The sequence below is a fragment of the Aneurinibacillus thermoaerophilus genome (assembly GCF_019603355.1).
Classification (GTDB): Bacteria; Bacillota; Bacilli; order Aneurinibacillales; family Aneurinibacillaceae; genus Aneurinibacillus; species Aneurinibacillus thermoaerophilus.
Window position 1 is genome coordinate 1,276,228 of sequence record NZ_CP080764.1, and the last position, 17,982, is coordinate 1,294,209.

General features: G+C 47.2%; 18 protein-coding genes. 14 read left to right on the top strand and 4 right to left on the bottom strand.

Annotated features, from left to right (window positions below):
• Entirely contained in the window at nt 1–840 is an 840-nt protein-coding gene (locus K3F53_RS06835) for a serine/threonine protein kinase (protein WP_082706040.1), read from the bottom strand.
• A 251-nt stretch (nt 841–1,091) separates the two neighbouring features.
• On the opposite strand from K3F53_RS06835, the gene K3F53_RS06840 reads away from it, so the two are divergent.
• The 12 genes from K3F53_RS06840 (at nt 1,092) to K3F53_RS06895 (ending at nt 12,645) form a co-directional block, all read left to right on the top strand.
• The gene (locus K3F53_RS06840; protein WP_091260534.1) at nt 1,092–1,337 is read left to right on the top strand and encodes a hypothetical protein; all 246 of its coding nucleotides are present in this window, start codon (nt 1,092–1,094) and stop codon (nt 1,335–1,337) included.
• A 315-nt stretch (nt 1,338–1,652) separates the two neighbouring features.
• Nucleotides 1,653–1,922, top strand: coding sequence for a hypothetical protein (locus K3F53_RS06845; RefSeq protein WP_091260533.1), 270 nt, complete (start codon nt 1,653–1,655; stop codon nt 1,920–1,922).
• A 296-nt stretch (nt 1,923–2,218) separates the two neighbouring features.
• On the top strand, nt 2,219–3,502 hold the full coding sequence (yfmF, locus tag K3F53_RS06850; protein WP_057899247.1) for an EF-P 5-aminopentanol modification-associated protein YfmF: 1,284 nt from the start codon (nt 2,219–2,221) through the stop codon (nt 3,500–3,502).
• A complete protein-coding gene (gene yfmH / locus K3F53_RS06855; protein WP_057899246.1) occupies nt 3,503–4,792 on the top strand; it encodes an EF-P 5-aminopentanol modification-associated protein YfmH in 1,290 nt (429 codons plus the stop codon).
• 21 nt (nt 4,793–4,813) lie between these two features.
• On the top strand, nt 4,814–5,551 hold the full coding sequence (gene ymfI, locus K3F53_RS06860; RefSeq protein WP_343211526.1) for an elongation factor P 5-aminopentanone reductase: 738 nt from the start codon (nt 4,814–4,816) through the stop codon (nt 5,549–5,551).
• Between the two features lie 98 nt (nt 5,552–5,649).
• A complete protein-coding gene (locus K3F53_RS06865) occupies nt 5,650–5,904 on the top strand; it encodes a DUF3243 domain-containing protein (RefSeq protein ID WP_057899244.1) in 255 nt (84 codons plus the stop codon).
• Nucleotides 5,905–6,065: 161 nt separating this feature from the next.
• Complete coding sequence (locus tag K3F53_RS06870; protein WP_057899243.1) at nt 6,066–6,866, top strand: DUF3388 domain-containing protein; 801 nt, start codon at nt 6,066–6,068, stop codon at nt 6,864–6,866.
• A 31-nt stretch (nt 6,867–6,897) separates the two neighbouring features.
• Nucleotides 6,898–7,746 (top strand): helix-turn-helix domain-containing protein, encoded by an 849-nt coding sequence (locus tag K3F53_RS06875; RefSeq protein ID WP_091260527.1) that lies wholly within the window; start codon nt 6,898–6,900, stop codon nt 7,744–7,746.
• A gap of 103 nt (nt 7,747–7,849) precedes the next feature.
• Nucleotides 7,850–9,190, top strand: a complete 1,341-nt coding sequence (gene rimO, locus K3F53_RS06880; RefSeq protein WP_057899241.1) for a 30S ribosomal protein S12 methylthiotransferase RimO — start codon at nt 7,850–7,852, stop codon at nt 9,188–9,190.
• Nucleotides 9,191–9,769, top strand: a complete 579-nt coding sequence (pgsA, locus tag K3F53_RS06885) for a CDP-diacylglycerol--glycerol-3-phosphate 3-phosphatidyltransferase (protein ID WP_057899240.1) — start codon at nt 9,191–9,193, stop codon at nt 9,767–9,769.
• Nucleotides 9,770–9,819: 50 nt separating this feature from the next.
• A complete protein-coding gene (locus K3F53_RS06890) occupies nt 9,820–11,061 on the top strand; it encodes a competence/damage-inducible protein A (protein WP_057899239.1) in 1,242 nt (413 codons plus the stop codon).
• Nucleotides 11,062–11,064: 3 nt separating this feature from the next.
• Entirely contained in the window at nt 11,065–12,645 is a 1,581-nt protein-coding gene (locus K3F53_RS06895) for a DEAD/DEAH box helicase (protein ID WP_091260525.1), read from the top strand.
• Nucleotides 12,646–12,762: 117 nt separating this feature from the next.
• Here the strand turns inward: K3F53_RS06895 and bioA are convergent, their stop codons facing one another.
• Genes bioA through K3F53_RS06910 form a run of 3 tightly spaced genes read right to left on the bottom strand, consistent with a single transcriptional unit; the run spans nt 12,763 to nt 15,511 of the window.
• The gene (bioA, locus tag K3F53_RS06900; protein WP_057900362.1) at nt 12,763–14,121 is read right to left on the bottom strand and encodes an adenosylmethionine--8-amino-7-oxononanoate transaminase; all 1,359 of its coding nucleotides are present in this window, start codon (nt 14,119–14,121) and stop codon (nt 12,763–12,765) included.
• Between the two features lie 41 nt (nt 14,122–14,162).
• A complete protein-coding gene (gene bioD / locus K3F53_RS06905) occupies nt 14,163–14,942 on the bottom strand; it encodes a dethiobiotin synthase (protein ID WP_091260523.1) in 780 nt (259 codons plus the stop codon).
• The gene (locus K3F53_RS06910) at nt 14,924–15,511 is read right to left on the bottom strand and encodes a biotin transporter BioY (RefSeq protein WP_057899236.1); all 588 of its coding nucleotides are present in this window, start codon (nt 15,509–15,511) and stop codon (nt 14,924–14,926) included. The genes bioD and K3F53_RS06910 overlap by 19 nt, the downstream gene beginning before the upstream one ends.
• 309 nt (nt 15,512–15,820) lie before the next feature.
• On the opposite strand from K3F53_RS06910, the gene recA reads away from it, so the two are divergent.
• Together recA and K3F53_RS06920 are read left to right on the top strand one after the other, a co-directional pair.
• Nucleotides 15,821–16,876, top strand: coding sequence for a recombinase RecA (recA, locus tag K3F53_RS06915; RefSeq protein WP_057899235.1), 1,056 nt, complete (start codon nt 15,821–15,823; stop codon nt 16,874–16,876).
• Between the two features lie 322 nt (nt 16,877–17,198).
• The gene (locus K3F53_RS06920) at nt 17,199–17,843 is read left to right on the top strand and encodes a RecX family transcriptional regulator (protein ID WP_057899234.1); all 645 of its coding nucleotides are present in this window, start codon (nt 17,199–17,201) and stop codon (nt 17,841–17,843) included.
• Nucleotides 17,844–17,982: the final 139 nt, after the last annotated feature.

Consider the following 17,982-nt stretch of genomic DNA (forward strand, 5'->3'; position numbering starts at 1 on the left):
TTAGAACCTTTTTTCCTGTTGTTCTAAAAAATCTTGAATATCTCGCTCAAGTTCTGCCGTTGTTGCGTACGGCGTATCAAGCTGGAGCATTCGCCGCAAAATCCGCACAGTCGCTGGAGTAAGCGTCAATTCTTCTTCCCAGATTCGCTCCGCCTCTCCTGCTTTGGCTTCATACGTACTGTATAGCATAAACAGCATAAAATGGCCGAGCGCGTATATATCGCTCCGTGGGTGGACTTCGCGTTTCAGCCTTTTTTCCGGCCAGTAATGGTCATTCGTTGTTTCCAGGTAAGAAGGGGAGTCGTCCAGATAGCGGGCAAGTCCGAAATCAAGCAGATATATTCCGTCGTCGTTCCAGATGACATTTGGAATGCGTACGTCACGGTGGATGATTCGCCGTTCGTGCAGGTGTTTTATAAGCGCGAGAAGTTCGAGAATGATTTCCCAAGCTTCACGTTCCCCGAATTTCCGGTTTTCCTCAAATAGCAAATCCTCCAGTGTCTTTCCCTGTATATAGTTCATTACGTAATAAAGCTGTCCGTTTTCTTCAAATGAGTCAAATAAACGGGGCATTCGCGGATGGCGCAGCGCGGCAAGCATATTTATTTCATATTCATACAGCGTTTTGCCTTTAGGACTGTTTAGACGGCTTGGACGCATCTGCTTCAGCACTCTCTTTTCTTTTGCTTTATGGTCAAAGACAAGGTAGGAAATGCCGTAGCTACCCATCCCCAGCACATGAATAATTTCATAGTTGCCTTTAATAACAGCGCCGGACGGGTGTGGCCGATCCAGCCACCATTCTTTGATTCGTTGCCGCCATCGTTTGATTATATTCACTGTTCCATACCCCTTTTTTTGAAGCTTGACTTTTGGAGTTTGTTCAGAGTACTTCGCTTTTCTATCTTGTTTATACGTAAATTAGGATTTACAGGTTTCAATCAGCGCGGAATGCCTGGGAAATATGATACATTTTGCTAGATAAAAACGAAAACTTTTTGCTTTTTCCATGACAAGATTAGACAAAATCTATGGGACGCTATTTGTATAATAAATATAACAATAATAGAAAAAGAAGGAGGGGCTTTGTTGTGTTTCGTAATGAATTTTTGCAAGTTGTCTGGGAGAAGGGGTGGGTTGATGTGCAAGAACTGGCCAGGCTGCTAAATACGACAGAGGATTTAATTGAAGCAGAGGCAGGGGTGTGTGCGGCGCACGGTTGGATTCGTATGCTAGATTCTCTTATCGTGGCAACGCCTGCGAGTTTTTTTATTTTCATGATGCAATTTATTTTGACACTCCACATGGCTGAAGCCGTGGGATTCTTAAGTCATTAGCGTCCACAGTTCGTTTTGGACAATACCAGAACCTCATACCATGACGTTCAAAGGAACATGTGACCTACTACCAGCAGGATGAGCACCGCTCATGGATTTGATTCTATAGGAAATGGTTGCTCTAAGTCATCCCATGAAGGGATGGTTGAGCAGCACCGCCTTTTATTCCACAATTCAAACGGTAGGCTTTTAGACGGCATTTTTGTAAGCATAAAGATAGACGGAAAATTCTATTTTTAGACAGTATGGCCTGTCTCTTTTTCCCCTATTTTTTCATAATATGGAATATAAAGGTGAAGGAAGGAGGGACAGGTCATGGAGATCGACATTACCGCGATTACGGCACTTGGCATGGCGCTAACTCCCGTTGTTGCACAGTACTTAAAAGTTCCTAAAAAATTGCGTTCTTTTCTCACCGTTATATTAATCACACTTTTAAATATGGGGAATGCTTGGTTGTATGGCGATGACAATTTGCTTGCAGCAAGCAAGGAAGGAATCATTGCAGGATTGATGGCGGTTGGGATTTATTCCACGGGCAAAAACGCAATCGAGCAAACACAGCAAAGGCGCAGGAAATTATAATGTGAAGCGGACATAAAACTCCTTTCTAGGTACAGACTACGAATAGTACCGGATGAGAAAGGGGTTTTTTTATGTGGAAATGTCCTTATTGCGGAAGTGAATATGGGATGCCTTATCGAGACAGTAATTTAACGGGAATGCTTTGTCTTGAGGAAAGATGCGGCCGGTTTCATACGATGACGGAGGAAGAAAGCCAGAGGGAAGAAAGGCATGTCTATGAGTCCGATATGTAAGCGTTTGTTGGTATCGTTTGCTAAATCGGGTACAATAGAAAGAAAGCTGAAAGGAGCGAAGATATGAGCAAACTAACGTTCGTAAGTCGCGAGCAAGACGGGCTTAGTATTCACGTATTGCCCACAGAAAAATTTAAAACGACGACCATTCTTATACATATTCAATTGCCGCTGCAAGAGGATCTTGTTACAAAGGGAGCATTATTGCCGAACGTGCTCCAGCGCGGGACAGCAACCTATCCCAATCCAGCCCAACTGCAGCGGCATCTGGATTCATTGTACGGTGCTATTTTTAGTGCGGGTGTTATGAAGCGTGGGGAGAAGCAAATTCTCCAGTTTTACCTTGAAATCGCGAACGAAAAGTTTCTCGCCGATTCCCGACCATTGCTTGAAGACGGCATGCGTTTCCTGGGGGAAGTGTTGACGCGTCCGTTGCTTGAAAACGGAGCATTTACAAAGAAAATAGTGGAGTTGGAAAAAGAAACTCTTGCTAAGCGGATTGAAGGGCTCATCGATGATAAAATGCGGTATGCCAACCAGCGGTTGACGGAAGAGATGTGCAAAGATGAGCCGTATCGGTTGCTGGCATACGGGATTCATGAACAAATCCCGGGAATCACTCCGGAAGATTTGTACGGATTTTACCAAGAGGCGCTTACTTCTTATCCGATTGACATGTATATTATCGGGGACGTGAATCCGGAGGATGCGGTAGGACTTATACGGAACTACATTCCGCTGACCCTTTCCAGGGTGAAGCAGCTTGCGCCGACCCCATACAAAAAAGAGGTACGGGAAGAGCGGATCGTAACAGAAGAAATGAACGTGGTGCAAGGCAAGCTTAATATCGGGATGCGCACTCAGATTAGCTACGCAGATGACAATTATGTGCATTTGATGATGTATAACGGGGTGCTGGGCGGCTTTCCGCACTCCAAGCTGTTTATGAATGTGCGTGAAAAGGCGTCGCTTGCTTACTATGCAGTGTCACAGTTAGAGACACAAAAAGGGCTTTGCATGATTATGTCTGGAATTGAGACAGCGAACTATGATAAAGCGCTTGCCATTATTAAAGAGCAGCTGGAAATGATGAAGCAAGGCGAAATTACGGACGTCGAGCTGAACCAGACGAAAGCGACGCTGTCAAACCAGTTGCGTGAAACCCAGGACAGCGCTTCTGCTATCGCCAGCATGGATTACAGCGGACGTTTGGCGGGACGCCACCGTACGTTAGAAGAGACGCTTGCCGCCATTGAAAGTACGACGAAAGAAGATATTGCGCGCGTAGCACAAAAGGTAGAAATTGATACCATTTATTTTTTACGTGGAAAGGGGGAGACGAAGTAAATGAAAACTCGCCATTATGATCGGTTGAATGAGACAATTTATTATGACCGTTTGGATAACGGTCTTGAGGTTTACATTTTGCCTAAGCAAGGCTTCAGCAAAACGTACGCTACGTTTACAACCCGTTATGGATCGATCGACAATGAATTTCGTGTACCAGGAAAAGAGAGAGTAAAAGTGCCGGATGGCATTGCTCATTTCCTTGAGCACAAAATGTTTGAAGAAAAGGAAGGGGATGTGTTTACAGAATTTGCCGCGCACGGGGCGTCCGCGAATGCGTTCACCAGCTTTGATCGCACAGCCTATTTGTTTTCCAGTACACAGGATGTGTCTCATAATGTGGAGACATTATTGAATTTTGTGCAGAGCCCATATTTTACTGATCAAAGTGTAGAGAAGGAAAAAGGCATCATCGGTCAGGAAATCCGCATGTACGATGACGACCCGGACTGGCGGGTATACTTCGGACTAATATCAAATTATTATCATGACCATCCTGTGAAAATCGATATCGCAGGCACGGTTGAGTCCATTAGCAAAATTACGAAAGAAATGTTGTACGAGTGCTATGAGACGTTTTATCATCCGTCCAACATGCTGCTTTTTATTGTAGGTGCGGTAAACCCGGAGGAAATAATGGAACTTGTGCGACAGAATCAGGCACAAAAAACGTACGGTCAGCAACCTCCGATCGAGCGTTTTTATCCAGAAGAGCCGGAAGGTGTAGCCAAGAAGCGCTCGGTAGTCCATCTTCCGGTTGGCATTGCGAAGTGCTTGTTCGGTTTTAAAGACAAGAGGGCTGGGCTGGAAGGCGAAGCGTTGTTAAAACGGGAAGTAGCGACCGAAATTCTGCTTGATGTGCTCTTTAGCCCAAGTTCGGATTTGTATCAGAAGTTATACGAACAAGGACTGATTAACAGCGGGTTTGGCGCCGATTATTCAGGTGAGACGCAGTACGGATTTTCTATTATTGGGGGCGACACGAAAGATCCGGATGCGCTTGTTTCCATTGTTGAAAGCGAGCTGAACGATGCGCTTGCACGCGGCATTGCCGAAGAGTCTTTTATTCTTTCAAAAAAGAAGAAGACAGGCGAATTTCTTCGTGCGCTGAATTCGGTGGAATTTATCGCTAATTCATTTACAAAATACCGGTTTGCCGGGACGGATTTATTCGCGCGTGCAGACATGCTAGAAACGATGACGCTGGATGATGTAAACGCACGCTTTAGGGAGCATATTGATTTCGAACAGTTTTCTGTATCGATCGTGACATCGCCTGAAAAACAGTAAAATATACGGGAAAGGAAGAACATGATGAAAGAACGCAAGCAGGCGTGCGTGACTGGAGCAAGCCGCGGCATTGGAGCTGCGATTGCCCTTAGACTTGCACGAGCCGGCTGCAATGTTACGCTGCATTATCATTCTTCAGCGCGTGAAGCGGAACAGGTAGCTGAGCAGTGTCGCGCTGAAGGGGTGGAAGTAACGCTTGTGCAGGCAGATTTGACAGCAGTAGATGGAGTTGAACAACTGTTTGATCAGATACTCAAATCACCAGATGTTCTCGTATTGAATGCAGGGCTTAGTTCTTACGGTCTGATTCAGGATGTGACGCCAGATGAGTGGGAGAAGATGATGAATGTGCATGTACGGGCGCCGTTTTTCTGCGCCCGTCTTGCGCTTCCACATATGCTGCGCCAGGGATGGGGACGCATTATTACCATATCTTCTATCTGGGGAATAACGGGCGCAAGTTTTGAAGTGTTGTATTCGACTGCTAAGGGTGCGGTCGTCTCGTTTACGAAGGCGCTGGCGAAAGAAGTGGCGCCTGCAGGGATTACTGTTAACTGCATCGCTCCCGGTATGGTTCGCACGGAAATGATGACGGGTGCGTTCAGCGAAGAAGAGCTTGCGGGGATTGTAGAAGAGATTCCGGCTGGCCGCATGGGCACACCGGAAGAAATCGCCGCGCTTGCCGCGTTTCTTGTCGGCGATGAAGCTGGGTATATCAACGGTCAGGTTATTAGCCCGAACGGGGCATGGTATTGCTAAAATGAAAGGAGCTATGCATAAAACTGTCCCAAGCTGTGCATCTTAAACGTGAAGGGCAAATATGCCCTTGTATACGCAAAACGAAGGAGGAAGACGATATGTCAGTCTTGGAAAACTTTCAGGATTGGAAAACGTTTTTGGCGCAACGCGTGACCCAGGCGGCAAGTGCTGGAATGGAAAAACAAACAATGGAAAATATAGCATATCAAATCGGCGAATATCTTTCCAATCATGTTGACCCGAAAAACGAACAAGAACGCCTCCTGAAAGAGTTGTGGGATGCCGGTACGGAAGAGCAGCGTCATGCGATGGCGGGCGCTATGATTAATTATGTACAGAACAGGAAGCAATAACGTATTTTTTATCTTAATCCCCTCTTCGTTGAGGGGATTTTCTATTTCTATCTGTTTTTTATTCATTTGCTGTTTTTTGTGTTGGAAGAATTTTATTTTTTAGTGTAGAATAGTGTCGTTACGGAAGAAGAATCAAGCAGGGAAAGGGCGTTTTACTCAAGATGGAAACAGAAAAACAAGATTGGTATCTTGAATACGAAATTCACAAAAATCGGCCCGGATTGTTAGGGGATATCGCTTCCATTCTTGGGATGCTGAAAATTAACATCGTGACGATTAACGGTGTCGAATCGCTGAATGGGAAGATTAATCGCCGACGCGGTTTACTGATTCGCACTGATGATGCAAAAAAAATCGAATTATTGGGCAGCATACTGGAGAAAGTTGAAAATATAACACTGCGCAAACTGCGTCAACCTACAATTTTGGACTTGCTTGCCGTGCGCCATGGACGCTACATTGAGCGTGACGCGGAAGACAAGCGGACGTTTCGCTTTGTGCGAGAAGAAATTGGGGTACTGGTTGACTTTATGGCTGAGATTTTCAAGCGGGAAGGTAACCAACTTATCGGCATTAGGGGCATGCCTCGTGTGGGCAAAACCGAATCAACGGTGGCGGCGTGTGTGTCTGCCAACAAGCGCTGGACATTTATTTCTTCCACGCTCTTGCGCCAGACTGTACGAAATCAGCTCACGGTGGAGGAAATGAACGGAAGCAAGCATGTGTATTTAATTGATGGCATTGTGTCAACCATGCGCAGCACCGAACGCCACGCGATGCTCATGCGTGAAGTTTTACGTATGCCGTGCACAAAAGTTATTGAACATCCGGATATTTTCGTGCGGGAAACCGAATATGAATTGTCTGATTTCGATTATATTATCGAGTTGCGTAACGATCCTGATGAGGAGATTACATATGAAAATATAGAAACAGGATTCTCCGGGTTCGACATTCCGTAGGGAGTTCCCGGAGTGGCAGGAGGTGGATGATTTGTCTGAGCTCGCAGAAGTTTTACGAAAAGCCAGACAGGCAAAAGGAATGTCGCTTGCTGAAATACAAGAGACAACTAAAATACAGCGCCGCTATCTGGAGGCGATTGAGAACGGAAATTTTGATGTGTTACCGGGGCATTTTTATGTCCGTGCGTTTATAAAAAGCTATGCCGAAGCGGTTGGACTTAATCCTGATGAATTAATTAGTCAGTATAGTTCCGAGCTTCCAGACCCGCCAAAGGTAGAGGAGTCTCCCCCACCGCTAAGGCAAAATCGGCACGGGCGTAAGGAGCGAGACGGCGCCAGCAGCAAATGGATGTCGCGTATTTTGCTTTATTTGTTCGCCATTCTTGTCATCGGGGTGATTGCGGCCGGAATTCATTATGCCCTGAAGAATCAGGGAGCCAATCCGGCTCTGCCACAGACGGAACCGAAAGAAGGGACGACTCCGGCAAAGAAAGAAATTATCGTTCCGCCACCGGATACGCCTGAAACGAAGCAACCGCCTCAGCAGCAACAGCCGCCGGTTGCGAACGGAAAGCTTACACCTGCACCGAAAACCGGCTCAGTTATTAATTATGAATTGACAGGTGCCGACAAAATTGTTGTAAAAGTAACGGCCAAGAAGGGCGATCACTGGATGGATGTATCCGGAACGAACGGTCGAGTTGGCATGAAAACGCTGAAAGAAGGTGAAAGCCAAACGTTTGAAGTGACGGAAGGAAACATGGCGCTTATCCGTGTTGTACGGGCGCGCGATGTCGAAGTGTTCGTCAATGGACAGCCTGTCGATACATCGGAAGCGAAGAAAAGCGGTACACAAAGAATTAAGATTGTTCGTAAATAGTCCCTGAAGTATCAGGGGCTTTTCTTTTGACACCTTTTTTTCAGTATATTATACTGATAAATGGAAAAATGGACGCTTGTGTCTACTGGACGGAGGAAATAGAGTGGATAAAACAGCAACAACAGAGAAAGTAGCGATCATCACGCTCGGATGCGAGAAGAACCTTGTTGACTCCGACATTATGTCACAGTTGATTGATGAGCGAGGCTACCTTCTTGTGGACGATCCGCAGAAAGCCGATGTCGTGATTGTAAATACGTGCGGCTTTATTGATGCGGCGAAAGAAGAGTCGATTAATACGATTCTCGAAGTTGCCGATCTGAAAGAACACGGGAACTTGAAATCTTTAATTGTAGCCGGCTGTCTTACGCAGCGCTATAAAGAAGTATTAATGCAGGAAATGCCAGAAATTGATGGGATTGTCGGAACCGGCGATTTTGATAAAATCACCCGGATTATCGAGGAATCGCTGGAGGGCAAAAAACCAGTTTTTGTTGGAAATCCGGTTTTTTCCTATGAGAATGCAACACGTCGCAGAGTTGAGAAAGGAACATATTCCGCGTATATTAAAATTGCGGAAGGTTGTGATAACAAGTGTACATTCTGTATTATTCCGCAACTTCGGGGCGCGTTCCGGAGCCGCACCATTGAATCCATCGTGGACGAAGCAAAAGAACTTGCTGCTCAAGGTGTGAAAGAGGTTAATCTGATTGCTCAGGATTCCACAAATTATGGGTTTGACATTTATGGTGAACGTGTGTTGCATAAGTTGTTGCGCAAAGTATCGGAAGTCGAAGGGATCGAATGGATTCGCCTTCACTATGCATATCCAGGATATTTTACCGATGAATTGATCCAAGAATTCGCGACCAATCCGAAAGTATGTAAATATATCGACATGCCACTACAGCATAGCGAAGACCGGGTGTTGAAACGCATGTTGCGCCCAGGACGCCAGCGTGATGTGCGTGAGCTTATCGCCAAAATCCGGTCAGCTGTGCCGGATGTGGCGCTTCGTACGTCCATCATTGTCGGTTTTCCGGGAGAAACGGAAGAAGAGTTTGAGAATCTTAAAGCGTTTTTACGGGAGATTCAGTTTGACCGTTTGGGCGTCTTTACGTATTCACAGGAGGAAGGAACGGCGGCCGCAAGATTGCCGGAACAGATCCCGGCGGATATTATCGAACGTCGAGCCAACGAATTGATGGAAGTTCAACGGGAGGTGGCCAGCGAACGCAACGGACGTTTTGTCGGTAAAGTGATTTCTGTGCTGATTGAAGCATATGATGGCAAGAATGATGTATACATTGGCCGTTCACAGTATGATGCGAGCGAAATTGACGGCGAAGTGTTTGTCACCGGCTATAAAGGCGAACTGGGACAAATCGTTCCGGTGCGTATCACCCATTCGTACGACTTTGATCTTGCGGGGGAGGTTATCTAGTTGAACCTGGCCAACCGGATTACGCTGGCACGAATTTTTCTTGTGCCAGTAGTTATGATTTTTTTGCTCGTGCGGTTTGATGATTTCGGATCGGTTAAAGTTGGAGGCGTGCAGATTACATACAGTGAAATGATCGCCGCGCTTATTTTTATTGTTGCCGCCGCGACGGATGGGCTTGACGGCTACATTGCCCGCTCCCGCAAAATGGTAACCAACTTGGGAAAATTTCTTGATCCGCTCGCTGACAAGCTTTTGATTTCCGCGGCTCTCATTTCGCTTGTGGAAATGCAGCGGCTGGACGCTTGGATAGCCGTGGTCATTATTAGTCGTGAATTTGCTGTAACGGGACTGCGTCTGGTAGCCGCGGCAGAAGGATTGGTTATTGCTGCAAGCAGGCTTGGCAAATGGAAGACGGTATTTCAGATTATCGCCGTAGCCGCGCTTATTTTGCAGAATTTCCCGTTTGAAACATGGCATTTTCCGTTTGCCACAATTATGGTTTGGGCGGCCGTGATTATGACAATTGTTTCCGGTGTGGAATACTTTGTAAAAAATAAAAAAGTGATTCCGCTCGCGTAACGTTCACCCGCCATTTTCGGCGGTTGATTTATTTGGGAGGCGTTTTACATATGAGAGCAGAAATTATTGCGGTCGGAACGGAGTTATTGCTTGGGCAAATCGCCAATACAAACGCCCAGTTCCTCTCGCAAAAGTTAGCGGAAATTGGAATCGGTGTCTATTACCATACTGTCGTCGGCGACAATGCTGATCGGCTGTACGTACAGATTCAAGAAGCGCTCAACCGTTCGGATTTGCTTATTTTTTCTGGAGGATTAGGGCCTACCAAAGATGACCTGACAAAAGAGACAGTTGCCAGAGCTGTCGGGAAGCCATTGGTGCATGACGAACAGGCGCTTGCGCGCATTATCGCTTACTTTAAACAGCGCGGCATGACGATGACGGAGAACAACCGTAAGCAGGCGCTTGTGGTGGAAGGAAGCCATGTATTGCCGAACGACCATGGCATGGCACCGGGGATGGTTATTGAACATAAAGGTAAACATCTCATGATGCTACCAGGGCCTCCGCGTGAATTGCATCCGATGTTTAACACGTATGGAATCCCCTACCTTTTGTCACTGATGGGTGGCAAAAACGTGGTGCACTCCAAAGTGCTTCGTTTTTTCGGTATTGGTGAGTCGGCCCTTGAAGAAGAGTTGATAGATTTAATTGATTCTCAAACGAATCCGACGATTGCGCCGCTTGCGGCTGAAGGGGAAGTCACGATTCGCTTGACCGCTAAAGCCAAAAGTGTGGTGGAAGCAGAGACGATGATCCGTTCCGTTGAAGAACAAATCGAAGCGCGCGTCGGACAATTTATTTATGGATATGACGATGATTCGCTCGCTTCGGTGCTGGTGCGTGAGTTAAGCGTACGTGGTGAAACGGTGGCATTTGCGGAGAGTGTGACAGGAGGTTTGGCGAGTCATTTACTCACTTCTATTCCGGGCAGTTCGGCCGCGCTGAAAGGTTCTATCATTTGCTATACAAATGAAGTAAAGGAAAAGCAACTAGGCGTGCCGCGGGATGTGCTTCAGACCACGGGAGCGGTGAGTGGCGACGCAGCGCGTATTATGGCGGAGCAAGTGCGTCTTAGAATCGGAAGTACATATGGAATTGCGATTACAGGAGAAGCTGGCCCACACGCGTCGGAGAAGTCTATAGGTCTCGTCTATATTGGCGCAAGCGATGGAAAACATACGAATGTCAGGGAACTTCGCCTATCCGGTCAGCGTGCCGCAATCCAGCTTCGTGCGGCAAAACATGCAATATTTACAATGCTTGAACGAATAAAAAAAGGTGGTTTTTAATATATGGCAAATTTTTCAGACTTCGCTTTACACAGGACGATTCAGCAAGCCATTTACGATATGGGCTTCGAAGAACCGTCGCCAATTCAAGAACAGTGTATTCCGAAAATTCTTGAAGGATACGATTTAATTGGACAGGCACAGACCGGAACGGGGAAAACCGCCGCGTTCGGTTTGCCGCTAATTGAGAAAGTAACAAACCGTAACGCTGTGCAGGCGATTGTCCTCACACCGACGCGAGAGTTGGCGATTCAGGTGTCCGGAGAACTGCGCAAAATCGCTAAATATAAGCGGATACGTACGCTTCCTATTTATGGTGGACAGTCCATTGGACACCAGATTCGTGCGCTGAAGCAGGGGGTACAGGTCGTCATTGGCACGCCGGGACGAGTGTTGGATCATTTGCGTCGTAAAACGTTACGTTTGGATCAGATCAGCATGCTGGTGTTGGACGAGGCGGATGAGATGCTCGATATGGGCTTCCAGGATGATATTGAGGCAATTATTAAAGAAACGCCATCTGATCGCCAGACGCTCCTTTTTTCGGCGACTATGCCACAGGAAATCCTGAGGCTTGCTCATAAATACATGAGCAACCCGAAGACGGTATCCATCAGCCGCAAAGAAGTGACCGCTCCGACGATTGAACAAGTGTATTACAAAGTATTTGAACGCAGCAAGCTTGAAAGTTTGTGTCGTATTCTAGACAGTGAAGAAATTGAACTCGGCATTGTATTTTGCCGTACGAAGCGCGGTGTGGATGAACTTACGGAAGCGCTTCAAGAGCGTGGATATCTGGCAAGCGGTTTGCATGGTGATTTAAGTCAGGCCCAGCGCGACAAAGTTATGCAGGCATTCCGCGACTCTACAATTGAGCTGCTTGTGGCGACTGATGTTGCAGCGCGTGGTATTGATGTGGGAAATGTGTCCCATGTCGTGAACTATGATATTCCGCAGGATCCGGAAAGCTATGTACATCGTATTGGTCGTACCGGCCGCGCCGGTCGGAAAGGCATCGCGATGACACTGGTAACCCCGCGCGAGATGAAGCAGTTGCGTACGATTGAAAAAATCGCGAAAACGACATTGGAGTCCCGTAATGTACCTTCATTTGAGGAAGTGATGGAACGCCAGCAAAGCATTTGGAAAGAACAGTTGATCTCCCTGTTAGAAAGCGATAGCGATTTGGCGCCGTTTATGGAAATGGTCGAGCAGCTGAAAGAAGAATACACGCTGGAAAAAGTGACAGCGGCCGCCCTTTCGCTTGCATTTGCACCGTCCGTTTCTTCGGTGGAAGAAGAGATGTACGACTTTGGCGAAACGGGTGCTTCCAAGGGAATGGTTCGCTTCTTTATGAACGTCGGCCGTAGCCTTGATCTCCGTCCTCCGGATTTGGTGAAAGAGATTTCCGAGCTGGTTGGTATCCCGAGTAAGGCAATTGGTCGGATTGATATTTTTGATAACTTCACGTTTATTGAAGTAGCGCAAGATATCGCACCGTTCGTGTATGAAGCGTTGCGTCATTCCCGCATCAAAGGAAAACGGGTGAATATTGAACCCGCCAAACCGCGCACCAAGCGATAAAACAAAGCTGAAAAAGCGCAAGCCCTCCCGCTTGGCATACTTGTCAGACAGGAGGGCTGTTTTATTGGATGAAGAACAGCAACGCTCGCGAGCTTTTTTCAGTGAATCATTGACCGCTTATCGGCAGGAAGCGTATGCCTGCGCTGTCACTGTTTTAATCGCTTCGTACGTAATATCAGTCAGCTGTTCTAATTCTTCCAAGCTCATCGAAAGAATCGGCATTAGCACGATTACCGGGCCTAGCGGGCGGATGATGGCGCCGTTTTGCCGTGCGTGCAGAATAACGTTATGCTCTACTTGCATATGCATGGGGAATGTTTTTTTGCTATCTTTATCTTGTACAAGTTCGATCCCGACCATCATGCCGCGTTGCCGCACGTCGCCGACGTGTGGAAGAGTGTGGAATTTTTCTAAATTCTGCGCAAGACACTCGATTTTTGCCACAAGGGAATCGATAAGCTTTTCGCGCTCGATAAGTTCAATGTTTTTAAGCGCGACCGCACAGGCAAGCTGATTTCCGGTATACGTATGTCCGTGGAAAAACGTGCGCAACTCTTCCGGTTCGCCCAGAAACGCTTCGTAAATTTCTTCCCGCACGAGCGTGGCCGCCAGAGGTAAGTAGCCGGCTGTCAATCCTTTGGCTACGCAGAGAAAGTCCGGCTCTACATTTTCTTGCTCGCAGGCGAATAGAGTGCCTGTACGACCGAAACCGACCGCCACTTCGTCGGCGATCATAAGTACGTTATAGCGGGTGCAAAGTTCGCGCACGCCGCGTAAAAACCCGTCTGGAGCGGTAATCATGCCGGCGGCTCCCTGTACAAGCGGCTCGATAATGAGCCCGGCAATTTCCTCATGATGTTCTCTTAACATCGTGTCCAAAGCTTTCAGGCACAACATTTTACACGCTTCCGCGTCGTTGTTTTCCGTAAGGCGGTACGTATACGGTGCCGGGGCTTCCAGACGTTCGAATAGCAGCGGCTTAAAGATATGGTGAAATGTTTCCATGCCTCCGACGCTAACCGAGCCGATCGTATCTCCATGATATGCTTCGCGCAGGGATATGAACTTGTTCTTTTTTCCGGCATACCGAATCGGATCTTTCAGCTGCCAGTATTGGTAGGCCATTTTCAGCGCGATTTCTACTGAGGTAGACCCTGAATCAGAGTAGAAAACTTTTGTTAGTCCTTTCGGGGTAATTTCTACTAACTTTTTTGCCAGCAGAATGGAGGGGACGTTTGCTGCTCCGAGCAGCGTTGAATGCGCTATTTTTCCCGCCTGCTGAATCAATGCCTCGTTCAGTTCTGGGTGGTTGTGGCCGTGCACGTTCACCCAGAGCGAAGAGTAACCGTCCAAATATTTGTTTCCTTCTACATCGTACAAGTAGCTTCCTTCGCCGCGTTCGATAATGAGCGGCTTTTCCCGGCGGTACGTTTTCATCTGGGTAAATGGATGCCACACATACTCTTTGTCCCACATCTCAAGGCTTTGAACTTCTTTTTTCTGCACAATTATCCCTCCTATTGTGATGATTGCGATACTATTATTTCTGCCCGTCTCAGACGTTCAAGCAGCAACGTAAGACGCAAGCTGCGCCCGATTTCAGGAAGTCGTTCACGTATCCGCTCAGGCTTAAAGTCCGTTATGTCAGGCAGCATACCGAGCACGGGCAGGTTCGTGAGGCTGCTTATGATTCGCACATTATCTTGCATCATTTCGCTTGGATTGTCCGGCATACGGTTTACAAGCAAGCCGAGGATCGGGATGCGGCAGGCCCGGGCATACTCAACGGTTAATATCGTATGGTTAATAGTACCAAGACCCGGATGCGTCACAATCAGCAGGGGTAGCCGGAGGTCGCGAATCAAATCCGCGGTCATGTACACCTCTTGCTTCTCTTCCATAATGGGTACTGCAAGCCCGCCTGCGCCTTCCACCAGTACAACATCATGCTTTTTCCTTAAGGTAGACAATTGCTGAGCGATGTGCCCCGGATTAATGCGTGTTCCGGTTTGGCGGGCCGCAAGATGGGGCGAGACGGCGGGCTCCATACAGTACGTACAGAGCGTATTCTGTTCATACGGGAGAGAATGAAGCGAACGGTAAAACGTCACATCTTCCGCAACAAGTCCTCCATCGCCCTGCACGCCTCCGCTTTGGATTGGCTTGTAAGGCACCGCGTCGTATCCGCACATGGATAAAAAAGCTGTCAGGCAGCCTGTAACCATTGTTTTGCCAACTCCCGTATCTGTTCCGGTGACGAAAAACGAAAGCCCCTGTTTCATGCTTTCACCGTCCAAGTAAAACGTCCTTTTAGCGGAGCGATTTGTTTATATACTTTGACAGCAATAATGGAGGCTATGATACAGAGTAAAAGATCGCCAGGCACTGCCAGCAGGAATCCGTAGAGAAACGTTTGCCAGAGCGTGAACGTTTTGCCTGCAATTATGTTCATGGCAATGTAGAGATAGGCTGTCCCCATCATGTATACGATGAATAGCCCGGCGAAATGGGCAAGGATGAAATCACGCAGATTCGGGTTCGTTTTTTTTTCGACAAAATGCCCAATTGTATAGGCGGCAATAGCAAATCCAACAAGGTAACCGAACGTAGGCTTCAGCACATATCCGAGTCCGCCGCCTTCGGTAAATACGGGTGCTCCGGCCAATCCAACGGCCAGATATACGAGTTGGCTGATCAGCCCGAGACGGCTACCAAGCAGTGAGCCGGCAAAGTAGACAAACAGAATTTGCAACGTAAACGGGACGACCGGCACGGGAATTTTGATGAATGCACCGATGGCGGTAAGCGCCGCGAACATGGCAGCGAGGATGAGGCCTGTTGTTGGAAGACCTGTTTTTTGTTTCATAGTTGCATTCCTCCTTCATGTAATCATTTTTTAGAAAAATGTTTCACCACGGTATGTATGTCGAAACATCAAAGGAAATGGACGAAGAACCGTGTTATTGTCAGAGTAAAAGCAATTCCTATCAATTGTCAACCTTTTTAATTTTTTAGTTAACAAATATATGGAAATAAATTCAAAATAAACTTGTGAAGCGAATGAGTGTTCGTAAAAAATGCTTGGCAAACATCTAAAAAAGAGGTAAAATAAATTACGTTGATAGGATGCTTATCAGTAGAATTGATATAAATATGAACGAAGGGAGCGATGGCTTTGTCCGATCGCAAAGCTGCTTTAGATATGGCCCTGCGCCAAATTGAAAAACAATTTGGCAAAGGTTCGGTAATGAAATTAGGAGAAATGGCTGCGACACAGCAAGTTGCCACTGTATCAAGCGGTTCAATTGCGCTTGATATTGCGCTCGGTATCGGTGGATACCCACGCGGTCGCATTATTGAGATATACGGTCCGGAGTCTTCCGGTAAGACGACGGTTGCACTACACGCCATCGCTGAAGTGCAGAAAACGGGCGGCACCGCCGCCTTCATTGATGCGGAGCACGCACTTGATCCGGTATATGCGCGCAAGTTGGGCGTAAATATCGACGAATTGCTTCTGTCTCAGCCGGATACGGGAGAGCAGGCGCTGGAGATTGCGGAAGCGCTCGTGCGCTCCGGTGCAATCGACATCATTGTCGTAGACTCTGTCGCCGCGCTTGTTCCGAAAGCGGAAATCGAAGGCGAGATGGGAGATTCACATGTCGGTTTGCAGGCTCGCCTGATGTCTCAGGCATTGCGCAAATTAGCTGGCGCAATTAATAAATCGAAAACGATTGCTATTTTTATCAATCAGCTCCGTGAGAAAGTGGGCGTTATGTTTGGTAACCCGGAGACAACACCGGGCGGACGCGCTCTAAAATTCTATTCGAGCGTGCGGCTTGATGTCCGCCGTGTTGAAACACTGAAACAGGGGAACGACATGGTAGGGAACCGCACGAAAATTAAAGTCGTGAAAAATAAAGTGGCGCCGCCGTTCAAAACGTGCGAAGTGGATATTATGTATGGCGAGGGAATTTCTCGCGAAGGAAGTTTGCTTGATATTGGAACTGAGCTGGATATTGTCAGCAAGAGCGGGGCTTGGTACTCCTACAATGATGAACGACTCGGTCAAGGCCGGGAGAACGCTAAACAATTCCTTAAGGACAATCCGGATATTGCGCACGCTATTGAGATGAAAATTCGCGATCATTTTGAATTGAACCAGAGCGTATCCTTGCCAACTGCGGAAGAAGACAACAAGGACGAAGAGTTTGTACTGGATTTCGAATAGGTGACGCATGTCTCTATTTAAAACGAAAGAAAGTTTAATTGCTTTATTTGTGTAAAGCTTTTAAACTTTCTTTTTTTTCTCATGGTATGGGAAAGCATATGCTGCTTTGTTTCGGTCGTTAAAGAATAAAAGAGTGCCTTTAGTAGCAAGTTGCTACCCACTGGTTTTCTCTTAGCTTGATTCTATCACAGAAAGGAGGGGCAGGGGGGAATATCGGACAACGGAACAGGCAGGAACTTGTTCTTGTCCGAAGCCTATTCCTTCCCCACCTATAGAGGTAGGGATCTCCTGCGCGAATACGATGAATGAAGAGGTACGGAAGGTGGCCGTTATTACACGGCTGGAACGCCAAAAAAAGAACCGGCACCGGATCAATGTGTATTTGAATGGAGAATATGCATTTGCTATCCATGAAGACGTTCTGATCAAGTACCGGCTAAATAAAGGGTGTGAGCTGGACGAGGCGGAGATGAGAGATGTGTTGGAGGCCGAAGAAAAGAACAGGGCCGAGCAGTATGGTTTACGATATATCAGCCACAGGCCACGCACGACGGAAGAAGTCCGGCAGCATTTGCTAGCGGGAGGCTTTCCACGTGAAGTGGTTGAGGAAGTAGTACAGGGCTTTATTCAAATGAAGTATTTGGATGATGCGCGGTACGCCCAACAGTGGGTTGAAGAGCGAATGCGGCTTAAGCCTCGGGGACGTCATCTGCTTCGGCAAGAACTGCAAAGGCGTGGTGTCGACGCGCGTCTGATAGAGGAAGCTTTTCATAATATGGAACAGGACGTGGAGGAGTCTGCTTGTCTGGAAGTCGCGCGGAAAAAATATGCTCGCCAGCATTTTGCATCGTATACGGAAATGCGGAATAAAATTGGTCCTTTTCTTCAGCGTAAGGGGTTTCCGCTCGACATTATCGCAAAAACGCTTGAAAAGCTGAAGAATGAGCGGCTAGAGAGAGAAAGATAACATCAATTGCTCATTCTTGACATTCTTGCGGTATGATGGCAAAATAAATTTGTATATTCTTCTTTATCGTGGTCCTCTATTTTTTCGCTAGCCTCGATTTGGAATATACACATATGTTTTACAGCGGAGAGATTGGGAA

Bases quoted from the DNA above. Each gene is read 5' to 3' on its own strand.
- K3F53_RS06845 (WP_091260533.1), top strand. From the start codon at position 1,653: ATGGAGATCGACATTACCGCGATTACGGCACTTGGCATGGCGCTAACT.
- yfmF (WP_057899247.1), top strand. From the start codon at position 2,219: ATGAGCAAACTAACGTTCGTAAGTCGCGAGCAAGACGGGCTTAGTATT.
- yfmH (WP_057899246.1), top strand. From the start codon at position 3,503: ATGAAAACTCGCCATTATGATCGGTTGAATGAGACAATTTATTATGAC.
- ymfI (WP_343211526.1), top strand. From the start codon at position 4,814: ATGATGAAAGAACGCAAGCAGGCGTGCGTGACTGGAGCAAGCCGCGGC.
- K3F53_RS06865 (WP_057899244.1), top strand. From the start codon at position 5,650: ATGTCAGTCTTGGAAAACTTTCAGGATTGGAAAACGTTTTTGGCGCAA.
- K3F53_RS06870 (WP_057899243.1), top strand. From the start codon at position 6,066: ATGGAAACAGAAAAACAAGATTGGTATCTTGAATACGAAATTCACAAA.
- K3F53_RS06890 (WP_057899239.1), top strand. From the start codon at position 9,820: ATGAGAGCAGAAATTATTGCGGTCGGAACGGAGTTATTGCTTGGGCAA.
- K3F53_RS06895 (WP_091260525.1), top strand. From the start codon at position 11,065: ATGGCAAATTTTTCAGACTTCGCTTTACACAGGACGATTCAGCAAGCC.
- bioA (WP_057900362.1), bottom strand. From the start codon at position 14,121: ATGTGGGACAAAGAGTATGTGTGGCATCCATTTACCCAGATGAAAACG.
- K3F53_RS06910 (WP_057899236.1), bottom strand. From the start codon at position 15,511: ATGAAACAAAAAACAGGTCTTCCAACAACAGGCCTCATCCTCGCTGCC.